The sequence below is a fragment of the Methylorubrum extorquens genome (genome assembly GCF_024169925.1).
Lineage (GTDB): Bacteria > Pseudomonadota > Alphaproteobacteria > Rhizobiales > Beijerinckiaceae > Methylobacterium > Methylobacterium extorquens_A.
The window spans coordinates 787,341-804,627 of record NZ_JALJXF010000001.1 but is presented as its reverse complement, the minus strand read 5'-3'; the positions used below and the strand labels follow the sequence as shown (position 1 = coordinate 804,627).

15 protein-coding genes are annotated in these 17,287 nt (G+C 65.9%); 9 read left to right on the top strand and 6 right to left on the bottom strand.

Annotated elements, in window-relative coordinates:
- The first annotated feature begins 541 nt into the window (after positions 1-541).
- Positions 542-2,317 carry an acetolactate synthase 3 large subunit gene (locus tag J2W78_RS03905; RefSeq protein WP_253368175.1) on the top strand — a complete coding sequence of 592 codons (1,776 nt, stop codon included), beginning with the start codon at positions 542-544 and terminating at the stop codon, positions 2,315-2,317.
- 61 nt (positions 2,318-2,378) lie between these two features.
- Here J2W78_RS03905 and J2W78_RS03900 read toward each other — a convergent pair whose 3' ends face one another.
- Positions 2,379-3,290, bottom strand: a complete 912-nt coding sequence (locus tag J2W78_RS03900) for a methyltransferase domain-containing protein (protein ID WP_253368173.1) — start codon at positions 3,288-3,290, stop codon at positions 2,379-2,381.
- 106 nt (positions 3,291-3,396) lie between these two features.
- Here J2W78_RS03900 and ilvN point away from each other — a divergent pair, with 106 nt between their 5' ends.
- The 4 genes from ilvN to J2W78_RS03880 all read left to right on the top strand — a co-directional run bounded on the left by ilvN (position 3,397) and on the right by J2W78_RS03880 (position 7,618).
- Positions 3,397-3,939, top strand: coding sequence for an acetolactate synthase small subunit (ilvN, locus tag J2W78_RS03895; RefSeq protein ID WP_253368171.1), 543 nt, complete (start codon positions 3,397-3,399; stop codon positions 3,937-3,939).
- A 61-nt stretch (positions 3,940-4,000) separates the two neighbouring features.
- A complete protein-coding gene (locus tag J2W78_RS03890) occupies positions 4,001-4,645 on the top strand; it encodes a glutathione S-transferase family protein (RefSeq protein WP_253368169.1) in 645 nt (214 codons plus the stop codon).
- Between the two features lie 224 nt (positions 4,646-4,869).
- On the top strand, positions 4,870-6,639 hold the full coding sequence (locus J2W78_RS03885; protein WP_253368167.1) for an N-acetylglutaminylglutamine amidotransferase: 1,770 nt from the start codon (positions 4,870-4,872) through the stop codon (positions 6,637-6,639).
- Between the two features lie 139 nt (positions 6,640-6,778).
- On the top strand, positions 6,779-7,618 hold the full coding sequence (locus J2W78_RS03880; protein ID WP_253368165.1) for a class II glutamine amidotransferase: 840 nt from the start codon (positions 6,779-6,781) through the stop codon (positions 7,616-7,618).
- A gap of 93 nt (positions 7,619-7,711) precedes the next feature.
- Here the strand turns inward: J2W78_RS03880 and J2W78_RS03875 are convergent, their stop codons facing one another.
- A complete protein-coding gene (locus J2W78_RS03875) occupies positions 7,712-8,458 on the bottom strand; it encodes a sigma-70 family RNA polymerase sigma factor (RefSeq protein ID WP_253368163.1) in 747 nt (248 codons plus the stop codon).
- A 288-nt stretch (positions 8,459-8,746) separates the two neighbouring features.
- Between J2W78_RS03875 and J2W78_RS03870 the strand changes: the two genes are divergently transcribed.
- From J2W78_RS03870 to J2W78_RS03860, 3 genes are all read left to right on the top strand, one after another.
- A complete protein-coding gene (locus tag J2W78_RS03870; protein WP_253368162.1) occupies positions 8,747-8,911 on the top strand; it encodes a hypothetical protein in 165 nt (54 codons plus the stop codon).
- A gap of 142 nt (positions 8,912-9,053) precedes the next feature.
- Positions 9,054-9,389 (top strand): hypothetical protein, encoded by a 336-nt coding sequence (locus tag J2W78_RS03865; RefSeq protein ID WP_253368161.1) that lies wholly within the window; start codon positions 9,054-9,056, stop codon positions 9,387-9,389.
- 153 nt (positions 9,390-9,542) lie between these two features.
- Positions 9,543-9,809, top strand: coding sequence for a hypothetical protein (locus J2W78_RS03860; protein ID WP_253368160.1), 267 nt, complete (start codon positions 9,543-9,545; stop codon positions 9,807-9,809).
- Between the two features lie 220 nt (positions 9,810-10,029).
- Here the strand turns inward: J2W78_RS03860 and J2W78_RS03855 are convergent, their stop codons facing one another.
- From J2W78_RS03855 to J2W78_RS03845, 3 genes are read right to left on the bottom strand one after another with little or no spacing between them, the layout of a single operon-like run.
- Entirely contained in the window at positions 10,030-11,076 is a 1,047-nt protein-coding gene (locus tag J2W78_RS03855; RefSeq protein WP_253368159.1) for a sensor histidine kinase, read from the bottom strand.
- Positions 11,073-11,519, bottom strand: a complete 447-nt coding sequence (locus J2W78_RS03850) for a response regulator (RefSeq protein WP_015952952.1) — start codon at positions 11,517-11,519, stop codon at positions 11,073-11,075. The genes J2W78_RS03855 and J2W78_RS03850 overlap by 4 nt, the downstream gene beginning before the upstream one ends.
- Positions 11,520-11,521: 2 nt before the next feature.
- Positions 11,522-13,420: a sensor histidine kinase gene (locus J2W78_RS03845; RefSeq protein WP_253368158.1), complete on the bottom strand. Its 1,899-nt coding sequence runs from the start codon at positions 13,418-13,420 to the stop codon at positions 11,522-11,524.
- Positions 13,421-13,774: 354 nt separating this feature from the next.
- On the opposite strand from J2W78_RS03845, the gene J2W78_RS03840 reads away from it, so the two are divergent.
- Positions 13,775-14,632: a Crp/Fnr family transcriptional regulator gene (locus J2W78_RS03840; RefSeq protein ID WP_253373958.1), complete on the top strand. Its 858-nt coding sequence runs from the start codon at positions 13,775-13,777 to the stop codon at positions 14,630-14,632.
- 32 nt (positions 14,633-14,664) lie between these two features.
- Here J2W78_RS03840 and J2W78_RS03835 read toward each other — a convergent pair whose 3' ends face one another.
- Positions 14,665-16,977 carry a PAS domain-containing protein gene (locus tag J2W78_RS03835; RefSeq protein ID WP_253368157.1) on the bottom strand — a complete coding sequence of 771 codons (2,313 nt, stop codon included), beginning with the start codon at positions 16,975-16,977 and terminating at the stop codon, positions 14,665-14,667.
- Between the last annotated feature and the right edge of the window lie 310 nt (positions 16,978-17,287).

Sequence of the window (17,287 nt, the reverse complement as noted above, 5' to 3'; positions counted from 1 at the left end):
ATGAGATCATGCGCAACGCCGTCCGGGCCACGTCCGGCACCGGCACCGTAAGGTCGAACATCGCTGGCGTGGCTCAGGCATCCGAAGAGACTGGGGCTGCTGCGCCAGTGCCCGCCCCGGCATCCGAATTGTCGCGGCAATCGGAGCCTCTCGCCGCTGACGTGGCGCATATCCGCGAGACCGTTCAGGCGTCCCGACGCGGTGCGACGGCAGGGTGCTCATTAAATACAAGCTTTGCCGCCGCAATTACGGGAGGTGCGGATTGACGGGAGTGTGCGTATCGCTTACTCCGCGCCCCTCACTTGCAGAATGTCAGTTGCAGGTCACTCGCCGAAAGCCGGCGGGTCAGCGGCGAACGGATCGACGATGCGCACGGTTCTTATCGTAGTGGAAGCGCCACAGACGGGGCGGGCTTGATCTCAAGCCCGACAGGCCCGGTCGGTGGCGCATGCAGGGTCCCTCGGGGCCCTTTTTTATTGCGCGTAATCCAGCGGGCCGGCATGCGGATCGGAACACGAAGAACGGATTGATGGAGGAATCGATGAGCGGCGAGGTCATGACCGGGGCCCAGATGGTCATCCGGGCGTTCCAAGATCAGGGCGTGGATACCCTGTTCGGCTATCCGGGCGGCGCGGTGCTGCCGATCTACGACGCGCTTTTCGACGAGACCAAGATCAAGCACGTGCTGGTGCGCCACGAGCAGGGTGCGGTCCATGCGGCCGAGGGCTATGCGCGCTCGTCGGGCAAGGTCGGCGTCGTCCTCGTCACGTCGGGCCCCGGTGCCACCAACATCGTTACCGGCCTCACCGACGCGATGCTGGACTCGATCCCGCTCGTCGCCGTGACGGGTCAGGTCCCGACGCACCTCATCGGCTCCGATGCGTTCCAGGAATGCGACACGGTCGGCATCACCCGGCACTGCACGAAGCACAATTACCTCGTCAAATCGATCGAGGATCTGCCGCGCATCCTGCACGAGGCGTTCTACGTCGCGAGCCACGGGCGTCCCGGCCCGGTCGTCATCGATCTGCCGAAGGACATCCAGTTCGCGAGCGGCGTCTATTCCCGCCCGGCGCAGGATGGCCACAAGACCTACAACCCGCCGGTGAAGGGCGATCCCGAAAAGATCCGCGCGGCGGTCGAGCTGATGGCGGGTGCGCGTCGCCCGGTCTTCTACACCGGCGGTGGCGTCATCAATTCCGGCCCGGAAGCCTCGCGCCTGCTGCGGGAACTGGTCGCCGAGACCGGCTTCCCCGTCACGTCCACGCTGATGGGGCTCGGGGCCTTTCCGGCCTCCGACGACAAGTTCCTCGGAATGCTGGGCATGCACGGCACCTACGAGGCCAACCTCGCGATGCATGATTGCGACGTGATGATCAACATCGGCGCGCGCTTCGACGACCGCATCACCGGCCGCCTCGATGCGTTCTCGCCATTCTCGAAGAAGATCCACGTCGATGTCGACGCCTCCTCGATCAACAAGGTCGTGAAGGTCGATGTCGGCATCCTCGGCGATTGCGCCGCGGTGCTGGAGGAGATGCTCGCCCAGTGGCGCGCGCTGCCGAAGCAGCCCGACAAGGATCGGATGGAGGACTGGTTCAACAAGATCAGCCGCTGGAAATCGCGCGACTGCCTCGCCTACTGGCCGTCGGGCACGATCATCAAGCCGCAATACGCGGTGCAGCGGCTCTACGAGGCGTGCAAGGATCGCAAGACCTTCGTCACGACCGAGGTCGGCCAGCACCAGATGTGGGCGGCGCAATACTTCAAGTTCGATGAGCCGAACCGCTGGATGACCTCGGGCGGCCTCGGCACGATGGGCTACGGCCTGCCGGCGGCGATCGGCACGCAGCTCGCCAACCCGGACGGCCTCGTCATCGACATCGCGGGCGAAGCCTCGATCCTGATGAACATGCAGGAGATGTCGACGGCGGTGCAGTACCGGCTGCCGGTCAAGATCTTCATCCTGAACAACGAGTATATGGGCATGGTGCGCCAGTGGCAGGAGCTGCTGCACGGCTCCCGCTACTCGCAGAGCTACTCGGAGAGCCTGCCGGACTTCGTGAAGCTGGCCGAGGCCTACGGCGCCAAGGGCATCCGCTGCGAGAAGCCCGGTGAGCTCGACGCGGCGATCCAAGAGATGCTGGACTATGACGGTCCGGTGATCTTCGACTGCATCGTCGACAAGAAGGAGAACTGCTTCCCGATGATCCCGTCGGGCAAGGCGCACAACGAGATGCTGCTGTCCGACTATCTCGGTGAGACCGGGGTGGAGATCGGCGACGTCATCTCGGCCGAGGGCAAGATGCTGGTCTGATCGGCCCCGCATCGCGCGAACGCACGGGACCGCCATGCCCAGCGTCGCCCGTTTCGATCGGTCAGGACCTCTTTCGGCGGAGGCTCCTGACCCATCGGCGAGCTGCCGCGCGGGTTCGCTTCGGCCAACCCGCGGGCGGCGGCAGGGCGTCGTGCCGGCTCGGGTCCAGGCGAGGCACCGTGGCGGCGCGCTCTGCGGCGGTGAGCCCGCTGCGCTTGCGCAGAAGAACGAAGAACTCGGTCTCGCCCGGACAGGTCGGCTCCAAGGCCGCGCATTCGAACGGGAGCAGGTCGAGGGCGAAGAGTTCCGAGAGGGCGCGGGCGAAGCTGTACGGCGTGAACACCGTGCAGTGGACGTCGATGTGGAGCCCGCTCGCGATGGCGGTCGCTGTGGCGTCGAGAGCTGCCGGCGGGCCACCGACGATCGGCTTGTCCGGTGCCGGCTTGCCGCCCCAAGTGGCGAGCACGTCGATCTCGCTTGCTCTCGCGAAATGTTCGTAGACGGCCTCAGGCGGTGGCGTGCGCAGCCGCAGCAGATGGGCTGCGACGAGAGCGCCGACGCTACTCGGCGTGCGGAAATGGTCGAAGGTGAAGCGCTTGTCCGGCACCATCAGGCAGAACACGCCGCCCTCGTTCAAGGCGTCGCCGCATTCCCGCAGCCAGCCGATGCAGTCGGGAACGTGCTCGACGACGTGCGAGGCGACGATGTAATCGACCGGACCGCGCGAACCGAGCGCCCGCGGCAGCCCGCCTTCGCCGAGAACGACATCGACGGGAACGATCCCCTCGATACCGGCGGGGCCGAGGGTCGGGTGGTCGCGGTACTGGTGGCGCAGCCCCTCGGTCGAGAGGTGATCGGCATAGAGGACGTTGCCGTCGCTTTTGAGGAGGATCGGGCGCGAGAGGGGCCCGAGCTCGACGCCGGTTCGGCCCTGCGGCCGGACGAGATTCAAAACACGCTGACGCCGATCCATGGCGCGGCCGGTATCATGCCACCGGCAGGCGGGTCCAGCACTGGAGCGCCGACCTGAGGTGGTGCAGGCGAGATGGTACGAAGTTCAAGTTGAGGGATGCGACGAAATGAATGCGATGAACACCCACTACCCCGAGCCCACGCGGATCGAGACCGTCAACCGTCATACCCTCGCGGTGGTCGTGGACAACGAGCCCGGTGCGCTGGCCCGCATTGCCGGCCTGTTCTCCGGTCGCGGTTACAACATCGAGAGCCTGACGGTCTCCGAGACGGAAGAGGCACGCCACCTCTCGCGCATCACCATCGTCACCACTGGCACCAACGCCGTGATCGACCAGATCAAGGCGCAGCTCGACCGCCTCGTGCCCGTGCACCGCGTCGTCGATCTGACGCTACAGGGGCAAGCGCTGGAGCGTGAGCTGTGCCTCGTGAAGGTGGCCGGCACCGGCGAGCACCGGAGCGAGGCCCTACGCCTCGCCGCCGCCTTCGGCGCCCGCACCCTCGACGCCACGCTGAACTCCTTCGTGTTCGAGCTCACAGGCGCGACGGAGGAAATCGACCGCTTCATCCGCCTGCTCTCGGTGATCGGCCTCGTGGAGATCTCCCGCACCGGCATCGCCGCGATGGGGCGTGGCGCGGAGCCGCTGTAACTGGGCTTTCCTGCGGGCGGCGCTACTCTATGGGGGCGTCGTCCGCAGCGATAAGAAGTCCATGACCGCCCGCACGCTCTATTACGCCCCCGGCGCCTGCTCGCTCGCCTCCCACATCGTGCTGGAGGAGATCGGCGCGCCCTACGAGACCATTCGCCTCGACCTCGCCAAAGGCGACCAGAGGGCGCCGGAATATCTCGCGGTCAACGAGCGCGGACGCGTGCCGGCCCTTTATGAAGAGGGCTGGGTGCTCACCGAGAACGCGGCGATCCTGCGCCACCTCGCCCGCTCCCATCCGGAGGCCGGCTTGCTGCCGGAGGATCTGCGCGGGCAGGCGGCGGCTGACGAGTGGATGGCGTGGCTCTCCACCGGGCATCACATCGCCTACGCCCATGTCCGCCGGCCCGAGCGCTACAGCGCCGACGAGACCGCCTTCCCGGAGATTCGGGCGAAGGGGGCCGACACGTTCGGCGATCTCTGCACCATGACCGAGGTGCGGCTTTCCAACGGCGGCTGGGCGCTCGGCGAGCGATACAGCGTCGTCGATGCCTACCTCATGGTATTCTGGCTCTGGGCCCGCGGCCCGACGATCGGCTTCGATATGCCTTCGCTCTTCCCGGCCTGGACGGCGCATGCCCGCCGCATGGCCGAGCGCCCTGCCGTGCGCACAGTATTCGCCCGCGAGGGGCTGACGCTACCGGCCTGAGACCTCGACACCCCTCCCCTCATTCAACCCGCTCTTTGGCGTTTAACCGTCGAAGCAGCCGCACGTGGCGCAGGAATCGCTTGGCCACGGCAGCGGACGCGATCTCACCGTGCCGAACCGAACGAAGGTGAGGGTTTCGCGTGTGGCATGGAACGCGCCGAGTGCGACTCGGTTCTGCCGCTTGGGTTCGAAGACCAAGGACGAGATGAGGGCGGCTGGCGGCGATGTGCGGGATCTGCGGGGAGATCAACTTCGGCGGCGCGGCCGATCCGAACGCCGTGCGGGCGATGATGGAGGTTCTGCGCCCCCGCGGTCCTGACGCTGGTGGGATCCACGGCCAGGGCGGCGTCCTGTTCGGCCATTGCCGTTTGAAGATCATCGACCTCTCGGAAGCCGGCCAGCAGCCGATGGTCGATGCCGAACTGGGGCTCTCGATTGTCTTCAACGGCTGCATCTACAACTACAAGGACCTTCGCGAGCAACTGATCGCCAAGGGCTACCGCTTCTTCTCGACCAGCGACACCGAGGTGGTGCTCAAGGCGTTTCACGCCTGGGGCCGGGACTGCGTGAAGCGCTTCCTCGGCATGTTCGTCTTCGCCGTCTACGAACGCGATTCGGGCCGCGTCACGTTCGCCCGCGACCGGCTCGGCATCAAGCCGCTCTATTATGCAGAGTCCGGCAAGCGCTTCCGTTTCGCCTCCGCGCTGCCGGCCCTGCTCGCAGCCGGCGATGTCGACACCACGATCGATAGGGCGGCGCTCCACCACTACATGAGCTGGCACGCAGGCGTGCCGGCCCCACTGACGATCCTCAAGGGCGTCCGTAAGGTCCACCCGGCCACGACCCTGACGTTCGAGCCCGATGGCTCGCGCCGCGAAGAAACCTACTGGTCGCTCGTGGTCGGTCCCCGCCAGGAGGACCGTCACAGAACCGAGGCGGATTGGCGCGCGGCGGTGCTCGACTCGCTCACCACGGCGGTCGCGCGCCGCCAGATCGCCGACGTGCCGACCGGCGTGCTGCTATCGGGTGGTCTCGATTCCTCGGTGATCGTCGCCCTGCTGGCCAAGAGCGGTCAGAGCGGGCTCAAGACCTTTTCCGTTGGCTTCGACGCGGTGAACGGCGTCGAGGGCGACGAGTTCAAATACTCCGACATCATCGCCGAGCGGTTCGAGACCGACCACGCCAAGCTCGTCGTGGACGGCTCTCGGACGCTTGAGGCCCTGCCGGCGGCGATCCATGCCATGGCTGAGCCGCAGATGAGCCACGACGCGGTGGCCTTCCTCCTGCTGTCGCAGGAAGTCGCCAAGCACGTGAAGGTAATCCAGAGCGGTCAAGGCGCCGACGAGGTGTTCGGCGGGTACCATTGGTATCCGAAGCTGATGGGATCGACCGATCCGACGACGGATTACGCGAACGCCTATTTCGACCGCGACCACGCGGAGATGCGTGAGACGCTCACACCCGATTTCGTGGATCAGGATTACAGCCGCGATTTCCTCGCCCGTTTTTTCGCCGAGTCGAAGAGCGCCAGCGCCATCGACAAGACCCTCGACCTCGATCAGCGGATTATGCTCGTGGACGATCCGGTCAAGCGGGTCGACAACATGACCATGGCCTGTGGGCTGGAGGCGCGCGTCCCTTTCCTCGACCATGAACTGGTCGAACTCGCCGCGCGCATTCCCGCCGAACTGAAAGTGCGCGACGGCGGCAAGTACATCCTCAAGGAGGCCGCCCGCGCCGTGGTTCCGGCCGAGGTGATCGACCGGCCGAAGGGCTACTTTCCGGTTCCGGCCCTCAAGCACATCCGCGGGCCGTTCATGGAGTTCGTGCGCGACGTGCTCGACCGTCCGGCGGCGCGCGAGCGCGGCATCTTCAACCGGGCTTACGTCGATCGCCTGCTCGCCGATCCCGACGGGACGCTGACGCCGAAGGGCAACTCCAAGCTCTGGCAGGTCGCCCTGCTCGAAGCGTGGCTGCAATCGCACGGCATCTGATCTCCCGCTTCCGCGTTGCAGGCATGAACCGCCGCGTCGAAATTCAGCCGGCGCGTGCGGCAGCGCTCAAGGTGACGCGGATTCTCCACGATCTTGGCCGATGCGCGATGCGCTGGAACGCTGCGGGAGACCCCAAACGATGTGTCGCTGGATCGCTTATCGAGGCCGCACGATCCCGCTCGAGCATTATGTGACCGAACCGGCGCATTCGCTGGTCTCGCAAAGCATCAAGGCGCTCGAATCGACGGCGAGCACCAACGGCGACGGCTTCGGCCTGGGCTGGTACGGCGACCACCCCGAGCCCGGCCGCTTCCGCGAGGTGCAGCCGGCGTGGTCCGACGAGAACCTGCGCTACATCTGCCGCCACCTGCACTCGCACCTGTTCTTCGCCCATGTGCGTGCGGCAACCGGCACGCCGATCACCCGGCCGAACTGCCACCCCTTCGCCTGCGGACCGTGGCTGTTCATGCATAACGGCTATATCGGCGACTGGTCGCGGCTGCGCCGGCCGATCGAAGCCCTGATACCCGACGAACTCTATCCCTCCCGCAACGGCACGACCGATTCCGAGGCGCTGTTCCTGGCGATCCTCGGCCAGGGCCTGATGGCATCGGAAGTGAAGCGCGACCCGATCACCGCCACGACGCGGGCGCTGGCTGCGGTGACGGAATTGGTCGGCGGCATCGAGGGCGGGCATCCGTTCCGCTTTACCGCGGCACTCGCCGATGGGCGCGACCTCTACGCCTTCCGCTACGCTGCCAACGATGCGGCCAACAGCATGTATTACCGCCAGTCGGCGGATGGCGTCGTGGTGGTCTCGGAGCCGTTGGATAAGGAGCACGCGACCTGGACCCCGGTACCGGACAACAGCGTCGTGATCGCCCGCAAGGACGCGCTGGTCGAGGTTGTTTCGCTGAAGGATTTCGGCCTCGCCCGGACGTCCCGCCTGCCGCAACTGCAAATGCAGCTGAGCGCATAACCGGGCACGGCGCCGAGGCGACGCTCGGCGCGGCCAGATTCTTGTCGTGAAGCGCATTCCGACGGACCGGTGGCCGTTTCGTCGGAATGTGATTCAGGCCATCCACGTCGAGCCGCTGACGGCGGAGAGCGTCATGCTGTCCGAGCCGACATCGGCGGCGCTGTAACCGAGGATCTGCGCGAGTTGTTCTCGGGCACGCCAGACCCGGCTCTTCACCGTGCCGATGCGGCAATTCATGACGTTGGCCGCCTCCTCGTAGCTGAGGTTCTCGATCGCCACGAGGATCAACGCTTGCCGCATCGGCAAGGGTAGCTTGGCGAGCGCCGTCTGCGCGTCCATCAGATCGACATGGCCCGATTGCTCGGGTGCCGCAGCGAGCCGCTCGGCGTAATCGCCGTCGCTGTCGGCGACCTCGCGCACCTCCTTGCGGTGGCGCGAGTAGAAGGCGTTGCGCATGATCGTGAACAACCACGCGCCGAGATTGGTGCCGACGGTGAAGCGGGAGCGGCTGCGCCAGGCCCGCAGGAACGTATCCTGCACGAGGTCGTCGGCGGCCGACGGATTCTTCGTCAGCGACATCGCGAAGTTGTAGAGGCGCGGCGTCATCTCGATGATCGAGGCTCGGAACGATTCCTCGTCCTTCCCCTCTTGAGCGACGAGGACGGTCTCCAACCTAGCCAGAAGAGCGTCGAAGCGACCGGCCTCGATATTCGGATTGCCCGGCACCTGCGCGTAGGCTTCCGCAAGAAGCGCTCCAAGGCGTTGCTGGACGTCAGCAGGGAGCGTCGGCACCTCGTCGTCGAGGCGCAAGGTGAGGTCGTCGAGGGTCGTCTTTGGCATCAGGTCCTGTGGCTGGTCACGGACGCACGCAGGGGTCCGTGCCCCGGCGCCGGACTTGTCTCGCGATTTGCAGTCCCCTGCGCCAACATAGATTATCAGGGCTCGAAAGAGCGTATCGGTATTTAGAGGAATAGGAGGGCTTTCCAGATCCGATGGTGCGCGTGGTCGGCCCCGTATGAAAACCAGCCTCACTTTCTATTTTCTACAGTCGCATCGAGCGGTTGGCGGCGAACAAGGTTGGATCTGCGCAGTTTTGCGACCGTTCCGTGAAAAGGATCGTGCATCGTAATGGGGCGTCCACTTCGGGTATTCGTGGTTTCCGCGGCCGCCATCGGCACCGTTCTCATCACCGGCGCCCTCGCCCGTTTCAGCCACGCGCCGATGCCGGAGGCGGGCGACCTTCTCAATTCCGAGCGCTCACCGATCGAGACCGCCTACGATGTCCTCGGCTGATGCATCGCACGGGACGAGGCAGAGCGGCTCGCACCGCCCTTTCGCCGGAGGGCGGCGCCGTGGTGATCGACGATGCTCTGGTGAGCCGCCAAAACGCTGTTCGGGCTTGTGCCGGCACCGGGGGCGGCTACAGGTGCGGAACTTGGTTGGTCTCGCCTGGAGCGCATCCTACCTCCAGGACTCCGGCGTCGCGGTCGGTGCCGACGCCAACGCGCAACTCGGCGTTCCGGGTACGCTCGATGCGGGCATCCCGCTCGATCCGGCCAACAGTTTGCGGGCGCTGGTCGATCGCAACCTCCGCGCGAAGGTCGTTTCGGCGAACAAGGCCTCACCGAAGGCAAGCACCGCACGCGTCACGTGCGAGGGCCACGCTTACTGGGCCGATGCCGAGGCTGGAGTTTCAGGCGAAGAGCAGGCGGACCTCGTCGCCGATCTTCTCTCGGTCAACCGCTTAACCGAACCTGTTTCAGTGCCGTGACCCAACCGCCCCTCGATCCGAGCTGCCGGTGCGACGCATCGCCCGGATTGCGTTTCGGGGTGATCCGACGCGGCCGCAGCTGGTTAACATCGATCCATCCGGCAACGGTCGCGCTCGCACGGCCTGAGCCACCCCAGCGAATGAGCCCGAACCATGAGCGTCCTGGACGTGCTCCCGCTCCTGGCCCTTCTGGCACCGATGCCGCCGATCCGGCCGGAGCCGCCGTCGCCTCCGCGGATGCCGGACTGGTTTCCCGCCTTCATCATGGGCATGACGGTGTTCATCATGGTCGCGCCGATGGTCGCCATCTGGGGCTTTCACCGCTCCGAGCGTTCGTTCCGCTCGACCTGCCAAGCGGCCGGCGGGCAGGTGGTACACGCCTCGCCTGCCGACGACGCGGTCCGCTGCCGCCGATTCTGAACGGCCGAGCTTCGCTGGAGCCGGAAACCCGGTTGCGGTTCGCGGCAACCCGGAAAAAAGCCCGCACCGGCTGAGCCGGCCCGGTCGAAGTCTCGGAGAAACAGGTAAGGGACCTGATGAGCCGGTCACCGGCTTCAGTCGACGCCGTTCATTCATTCAGCCGCGCAAGGGCCCTGCAAAGTCGTAGTTCAGGCGCTGCGTCCGGGACGATAACGCGGCATCAGGCTTGAAACGACAGGACGGCGCGTGTTCCGCTCGGGCCGGGAACGTAGGTCAGCACCGAGCGCAGGTTGGAGGCCATGGCCCGGATGATGCGTGAGCCGAGGCCGGTGCCTTTCGCCTGCCCCTCACCCGTCCAGCCGATCCCGTCATCCTCGACGGCGAGGGAGAGCGTGTCGGGCCCCTCGCGCATCACCTGGACGCGGATTTCGCCCTGGGTCTCGGCGGGATAGGCATACTTGTAGGCGTTGGTGACGAGTTCGGTCACGACGACGCCGAGCGAGACCGCCTTGTCGGTGGCCAGCCGGATCGGCTCCGCATGCAGGCGGATGGCATGGTCGCGCCCCGACGCCTTCATTGCGAGCTGTAGCTCTTCCACGAGCCCGGTCAGGTAGGCGTCGAGTTCCACCGCCTCGACATCCTGCGAGGTGTAGAGCCGGCGGTGGATACCGGCGATGGCCGAGATCCGCGCCTGCATCTCTTCCAGCGCCTCCTTGGCCGCCGGGTCCGCCACCGCATTAGTCTGCATCCGGGCGAGCGCGGCAACCAGGGTCAAGGAGTTGGCGACCCGGTGGTTCACTTCGCGCAGCAACAGCTCCGCCCGGTCGCGCGCCTCGCGAACGGCGGCTTCCGCCCGCTCCTTGTCGCGGCGCAGGGCCTCTTGGCGCAGGGCGGTATCGACCGCCTCGCCGAGCAATTCCCGGAACTGGCCCTGCACGTCCTTCCAGACGTAATCGACCGCGCCTGCTTTGAGGGCGGCCACCGCCACACGGCTGTCCTCGGAGCCGGTCACGTAGATCACCGGCGGCGCTTCCGGCAGGGCCCGGAGCATCGGCAGCAATTCGAGCCCGGTCCGATCCGGCATGTGATGGTCGAGGGCGATAAGGTCGATCTCGCCCGCCTGCGCCCGCGCCAGCCCGTCCGTGCCGTTCGTTGCCAGTTCGACATGGTGCCCCCGGGCCTGAAGCGAGCGCTGCACGAGGCGCCCGAGGCCGGGATCGTCGTCGATGTAGAGGATGCGGCAGGATGCGGGGGGCGCGTCGCTCATGAGTTCTCGGGAACCTGGATGACCGAGAAGAACAGCCCGAGCTGACGGATGGCGTTGGAGAAACCCTCGTAGTTCACGGGTTTGGTGATGTAGACGTTCGCCCCGAGATCGTAGCAGCGCTGGATCTCACGGCTGTCGTCGGTGGTCGTGAGGACGACGACCGGCGAGCGCTTGGTGTGCGGATTGGCCTTGATCCGCTCCAAGATGTCGATGCCGGTCATGTCGGGCAGGTTGAGGTCGAGCAGGATCAGGAGGTGGCGCCGTCCGCTCACCTCGCCGGTGCCGTCGGCCCCGAACAGGAATTCGAGTGCCGAAGTCCCGTCGCGAAACGGCAGAATCTCGTTGTTGACCCCTGCGCGCCGGATGTTGCGCTCGATCAGCCGGGCATGACCCTCGTCGTCCTCGATCATCACGATGCTGACGGTATGGAAAGGAGGCTGCATGGCTACTCCGCGGCCAGAGTCATCGTATCGGGAGGATCGGATTTCGCGGCCCCGCCTCGGCCTGTAACCGGCTCGCGCGGCAGCGTCACGATAAAGGTTGTGCCGATGCCCGGCTGTGACGACACCTCGATCCGTCCGCCGAGCGCGCGCACCAGGGCTTTCACGCTGGCGAGCCCGATCCCCTCCCCCGGCTGATCCTGCGTGCCGGACCGCCGGAACAGCTCGAAGATGCGGCCATGATCCTGCGGTGCGATACCCCGCCCCGTGTCGGAGACGGCAAAACGGATGCGGTTGCCGGGCGCGGGCCGGGCCGTGACTTCGACGGTTCCGGGCCGGGCCGGATCGAGATATTTGAGGGCGTTGTCGATCAAGTTGCCGAAGACCTGTTCCACGGCGAGCCGGTCGGCCACGATCGAGGGCAGATCCTCGGCCACCGTCACCGTCACACCCTTGCGCCCGGCCTGGTGGCGCTGGGCGTCGGCGATCCCGCGGATGACGGCCGTCATCGCGAGCGGCTCCGGGCTGAACCGGCGCCGGCCCTCTCGTGAGAGTTTCAGGATGGCGGCGATCAACCGCTCCATCTTGACGATCGCCGCCTGGATGAAGCCCAGCGCCTCGGTGATGTCGTCATCGATCCGCCCGCCCTGCGGATGGTCGCGCAGCACCGTGCGCAATTCCTGGCGCACCGCCTCCAGCTCGCTCGTGAATCCCATCACGTTGACGAGCGGCGCGCGCAGATCGTGGCTGACGATGTAGGCGTAGCGCTGAATCTCTTCATTCGATTCTCGCAACTCGGCCTCGGCCTCACGCTGCTCGGTGATGTCGGTGTGGACGCCGACCCATTCGCGGATGGCACCGTGCGGCTCGAGCACGGGGACCGCGCGGATCGAGAAATGCCGCCACAAGCCGTCCCGAGCACGCACCCGATGCTCGTGCAGGAAGGTGCTGCGGGTGGCGACGGTCGCGTTCCAAGCCTCGACGCTTGCCTGCCTATCCTCCGGATGCACGGCGTCGGCCCAGCCGAAGCCCTCATACTCGTCGCGGGTTTGCCCTGTCAGGGCGGCCCAGCCGGGCTGTTCGCCCATCATCCGGCCCTCCGGATCGTTGGTCCACAGCACGCCGCGCACGGCTTGTACGGCGGCCCGGAAACGCTCTTCGCTTGCCCGCAATTCACCCTGGATCCGCTGCTGATCGAAAGCGGAAGCGAGCATCGCGAGGAACAGGATCACGAAGGTCGCCCCGGCCACGTAGAGGGCGAGATTCTGCTGATCCACGCTCGTCGCTGCGAAATGAGCGGAATGAGCGCCGGCGTCCTCGGCGGTGATCGTCGCGGCTGCCATGCCGGTGTAGTGCATACCGGCCACTGCAACGCCCATGGTCAGGGCGGCGGCGAAGCGCTGCCAGACGTTCGTGGGTCGAAAGGTCAGCCACAGAGCGACGGTCGCCGCGGTGATGGCGATCCCCACCGAGAGCGCGACAACCGGCACGCTGTAGGCGAGCTGGCCGGGCATCCGCATCGCGGCCATCCCGGTATAGTGCATCGCCGCCACGCCGATCCCCATGACGGGACCGGCAACGAGGACGTCCCTGCGGCCGGCCCGCCGACGGCCGACCCAGGCCAAAGCCGCGCCGGTCACCCCGATGGCGATGAGAAGGGACAGGAGCGTGTGGCCGAGGTCGTAGGCTGCGGGCTGCCCCATTTCGAAGGCCAGCATCCCGACGAAATGCATCGACCAGATGCCGCCCCCCATCGCCAAGGCCGCACCCAGAAGCCAAGCCCAGCCCAGCCCGGATGCGGCGGCGCGCACGCGTCCGCCGAGATCGAGCGCGGTGTAGGAGGCGAGTACGGCAATGGCGAGGGACAGCGCCACGAGAGCCGGATTGTAGCCGGTGGAAACCATCGTCAGGCAGAATCTCGGAGGCTGTCGATAAGTGCTTGCGCCACGGGCACCGTCGGATCCGCTTCACGAACCGCGACGATGCGAGCCGGGCGCGGCACGGCTGCCCGAGACCCGCTTAAGTTACATTGCGGACGCGTTTGATGCTATCGCGGCCCACCACTGAGATCGTACCCCCGTTCTTTATCGTACAAACTCACGAGAGCGTTTTAGGTCGGAAAAGGGGCGCTACCCGCTTGCTTCGGTAACTACCTTAGGTACGAAACAGATGCGCTCAGGCACGGAATGTCGCAAGAAATGCGATCCTGTATGGCTGAGTACCCGAAGCAGATGCGGCAGAAGCGATCGAATTGCCTCATGACGCCGCCGCCTGTATCCCGATTCGGTCGAGAATCTCTCGGCGACGTTGAGACCGTCGCGTCGCAAGCATTCGAACTGGTTCAGAGCGGGCGAACGGAGCCGCCGCCACGTGATTCCTTGGCGCGAAAGCTCGCGACCTATGTGGATCTGACCCACCGTGACCTCCTGGACCTCGAAGAATGGTCTGCAAACGGTCGTCGCTACACGGCGCAGACCCCGCTTTTGCACCAGTCCGACGTCCCGGAAAGCGCCATCCTGGTGCTCGACGGCTTCGCCTGCCGCTACAAGTTCCTGACCAATGGGCGGCGACAGATCACGGCCTACCTCCTGCCGGGGGACCTCTTCGAGCCTGATCTCGACTTTCGCCTGCCGCTCGACTGCGCGATCGGAACCCTGACCGCCTGCCAGCTCGCCTTCATTCCGCGTGCCGATTACGAGAGCATCATCCGGCGACGTCCGCGGATCGCCCGCGCGCTGCAGATGGTTCGGCTGACCGAATCGGCGACCTTGCGCGAATGGATTACCAATCTCGGCTCCCGGTCCGGTCCCGAGCGGCTGGCGCACTTCCTGTGTGAAATGCTGCTGCGTCTGCGGACTGCCGGTCTCGCCCCCGGTAACCAGTACAGCTTCCCCATCACGCAGGCCGATCTCGCCGACACGCTCGGCATGTCGTGCGTTCACGTCAATCGCGTTCTCCAGAAGCTGCGTCGCGACGGCTTGATCGAGCTTTCCGGCCGCAGGCTCACGATCTTGAAGCCCGAGGGGCTCAGGGTGCTGGCCGAGTATGATGCATCCTATCTGGAGCTTGCCGCTGTCCCGCTGCGGCCCTCGGCCATCGACGAACTCATCGCCTGACGACCATTCCCGAAGCCGCCGCCTCTCGTCCCTCAGAGGGTGGCGGTTGGTTGCACCCCGGCCCTGGCCGCCGTCAGCACCGCTTCCGGCAGGGTACGCGCCCCGAGCGCTTCCATGACGCGGGCTCGGTGGATCTCGACGGTGCGCGGACTGAGGCCGAGGACTCGGCCGATCGACTTGTTCGTGCCCCCTGCCAGCAACCCCTCCAGCACCTGCCGTTCTCGGGGTGAAAGAGTCGCGATGCGAAGCTTGGCGTCGTCGTGGGCATGGCTGCGCTCGGTGTCGGTGCGCTGTTCGGCCAAAGCGGCCGAGACGGCGGTGAGCAGTACCGCCGGCTCGCACGGTTTTTCGAGGTAATCGACGGCACCGGCCTTCATGGCGCGCACGCCGAAGCCGACATCGCCGTGGCTGCGTCCGATGACGAGTACGGGCAGGGCGAGCTGCCCGGCCTTGAGCGCTTTCGCCACCGCGAGGCTCTCCGGTCCAGCGGTCTCGATGTCGAGAATGACGCAACCCGGCTGCAGGGAGCTTGCGACCTCTGCCAGCCCCGCGGCCTTCGCGAAGGTCTGTACCTCGTAGCCGGCCAGCCGCAGCAGCCTGAGCAGCGCTCGTCGCGCGGGCGCATCCTCGTCCACAAGGTAGATCCGTGCGCCGGTGCGCCCCGTCACATCTTCGGCGATGCCGCCGAGTTGGTGAACGCGGCCATCCTCTCCGGTGATCGGGAAGAACGTATCGCGGATCCGCCTGACGGCGCCGTCCGACGGGCGCAGGATGCGGTATTCTTGGACGACCACCTCACCCTCCTCCACCCGTTCGAGCGTATGGCTCACGCTGTCGCGGTCGTCCGGATGGATCGTTTCAAGCCAGCGTTCGAGGGACGGCAGCCGCTCCGGCGCGACGCCCCAAACGCGTCGAAGGGCATGATTGAGGTAAGTCAGATGGCGGCTCTCCAAATCCGCGAGCCACAAGACGTTGGTCGAATGTTCGGCAAATCGCCGGAAGCGCGCTTCGCCCGCGCGGTGGGCGGCCTCCTCTCGCTTGCGCCCGGTGATCTCAACCGCGACACCGATGAAGCCGGCGGGTCGGCCGTCTTCGAACTCGGCTCGTCCGCGCGTCGAGACCCAGCGCTCGACGCCGTCCCCGAGTCCGATCACCCGATACTCGACGTGGTAGGTGCCATCGCCTGCCAGATCGATGCATCGGGCGAGCGCCGCCTCAACCCCCGTGCGATCGTCGGGATGGATCGCCGACAGCCAGACGGATTGATCGAGCGGCGTGTCGGGTGTCAGCCCCCACATGGCCTTGAGACGCGCGTCGGATTGCAGTGCCCCCGTCGCGGGGTTCCAACGATAGGACGATAGGCCACCCAGATCGATGGCGGCCCGAAGACGGGCTTCGCTCCGTCTCCAAACCTCCCCCGTTTCGCGCTCTTCCTCGACGAGGAGGAGTACGGCCGGCTCCGTGCCGCTCCAGGAGCGTGCGTTGTTGGTCGGACCCTGCAGAGGCACCCCACTGATCCGTGCCCAGCGCCCGATCCCGTCATCGCCGCGGTAATGGAAGCGCGTGACCGGGACGCTTTCACCACGCAAGGCCCGCGCGAACGGATGATCGCGCGGATCGAGGAGGGTGCCATCCGCTGCATAGGCGGTCCAGTGCGGGTCCGCGTCGGCACCGGGCACGCGACCCTGTGTCAGAAGGGGCTGTAGGATGGAGTTTGCGACGAGGGCCTGACCGTCCGACCCGAACAGCCCGGCGCCAAACGGAAGAAGCTCAATCAGAGCGACCAACGGCTCGGTTCGCTGCCACGATGCGACTCCCGTCTCCTCAGGCCGAGAGCGGACGATGGGCGGCTTCCGCTGCGCGTCGAGTAGAAGCCCGATGAGTTCGGAGAATTGCTGGAACAATCCCGTGATCTCCGGGCGATCCAAATGCGCCGGCTCCGCTCCGATCGCACAGAGTGTCCCGAAGATCTCTCCATCCGGCATCGTGATCGGAAAGGAGATGTAGCTGCGAAAGCCGCGATCTCTAGAATTCGAGAGGTCATGCATCGCCGTATCCGAGCTGACATCGTCGATGACGACCGGTCGGCGATGCCGCCGCACCTCCCGGCAGAGCATTGAATCCGCGGGAAGCACGGCGTCCGCCTGTAGGCCGAAACCGGCATCACCTCTGACCCAGCAAGCCAGCCACGTCTCGTCCGTCACCCGCGCCACAGCCGCAAAGCCGAGGCCGGTGGAGCGACGGATGATTTCGAGCATCGTCGGTATCGCCGCGAGGTGCTTCGCTGCGGTGATATCGGGCCATCGGTCCGGGTTAGCGGCCAGACATGTCGCGGAGGCGTTCATGCGGCGGACTCCGGCTGCGATCCCGTCCTGATATGCGACGTCGAACGAGGCATACGCGAATATGGGCGGCCGACGGATACTTCGGCCGCGATCCCAACAGGTCCGGCTCGAAATAGATTTCTGACCTCACATCGCGACTGACGAACGGCAGAGAAGCGAAAAATGAAAAGCATATCGAGATATCATTCTGCTGAAATTTCACGAAAAAATCATCATGTAAAGAGATGTGATGAAATATTTGGCATAGGCTAAAATTCAAAGTAATTGGGTTGCTTCCCGGATGTCAGAGAGTTCCGTCGCGAATTGAACT

Bases quoted from the DNA above. Each gene is read 5' to 3' on its own strand.
- J2W78_RS03855 (WP_253368159.1), bottom strand. From the start codon at position 11,076: ATGAGCGACGCGCCCCCCGCATCCTGCCGCATCCTCTACATCGACGAC.
- J2W78_RS03880 (WP_253368165.1), top strand. From the start codon at position 6,779: ATGTGTCGCTGGATCGCTTATCGAGGCCGCACGATCCCGCTCGAGCAT.
- J2W78_RS03875 (WP_253368163.1), bottom strand. From the start codon at position 8,458: ATGCCAAAGACGACCCTCGACGACCTCACCTTGCGCCTCGACGACGAG.
- J2W78_RS03860 (WP_253368160.1), top strand. From the start codon at position 9,543: ATGAGCGTCCTGGACGTGCTCCCGCTCCTGGCCCTTCTGGCACCGATG.
- J2W78_RS03835 (WP_253368157.1), bottom strand. From the start codon at position 16,977: ATGAACGCCTCCGCGACATGTCTGGCCGCTAACCCGGACCGATGGCCC.
- J2W78_RS03850 (WP_015952952.1), bottom strand. From the start codon at position 11,519: ATGCAGCCTCCTTTCCATACCGTCAGCATCGTGATGATCGAGGACGAC.
- ilvN (WP_253368171.1), top strand. From the start codon at position 3,397: ATGAATGCGATGAACACCCACTACCCCGAGCCCACGCGGATCGAGACC.
- J2W78_RS03890 (WP_253368169.1), top strand. From the start codon at position 4,001: ATGACCGCCCGCACGCTCTATTACGCCCCCGGCGCCTGCTCGCTCGCC.
- J2W78_RS03840 (WP_253373958.1), top strand. From the start codon at position 13,775: ATGACGCCGCCGCCTGTATCCCGATTCGGTCGAGAATCTCTCGGCGAC.
- J2W78_RS03845 (WP_253368158.1), bottom strand. From the start codon at position 13,420: ATGGTTTCCACCGGCTACAATCCGGCTCTCGTGGCGCTGTCCCTCGCC.
- J2W78_RS03900 (WP_253368173.1), bottom strand. From the start codon at position 3,290: ATGGATCGGCGTCAGCGTGTTTTGAATCTCGTCCGGCCGCAGGGCCGA.
- J2W78_RS03870 (WP_253368162.1), top strand. From the start codon at position 8,747: ATGGGGCGTCCACTTCGGGTATTCGTGGTTTCCGCGGCCGCCATCGGC.
- J2W78_RS03885 (WP_253368167.1), top strand. From the start codon at position 4,870: ATGTGCGGGATCTGCGGGGAGATCAACTTCGGCGGCGCGGCCGATCCG.
- J2W78_RS03905 (WP_253368175.1), top strand. From the start codon at position 542: ATGAGCGGCGAGGTCATGACCGGGGCCCAGATGGTCATCCGGGCGTTC.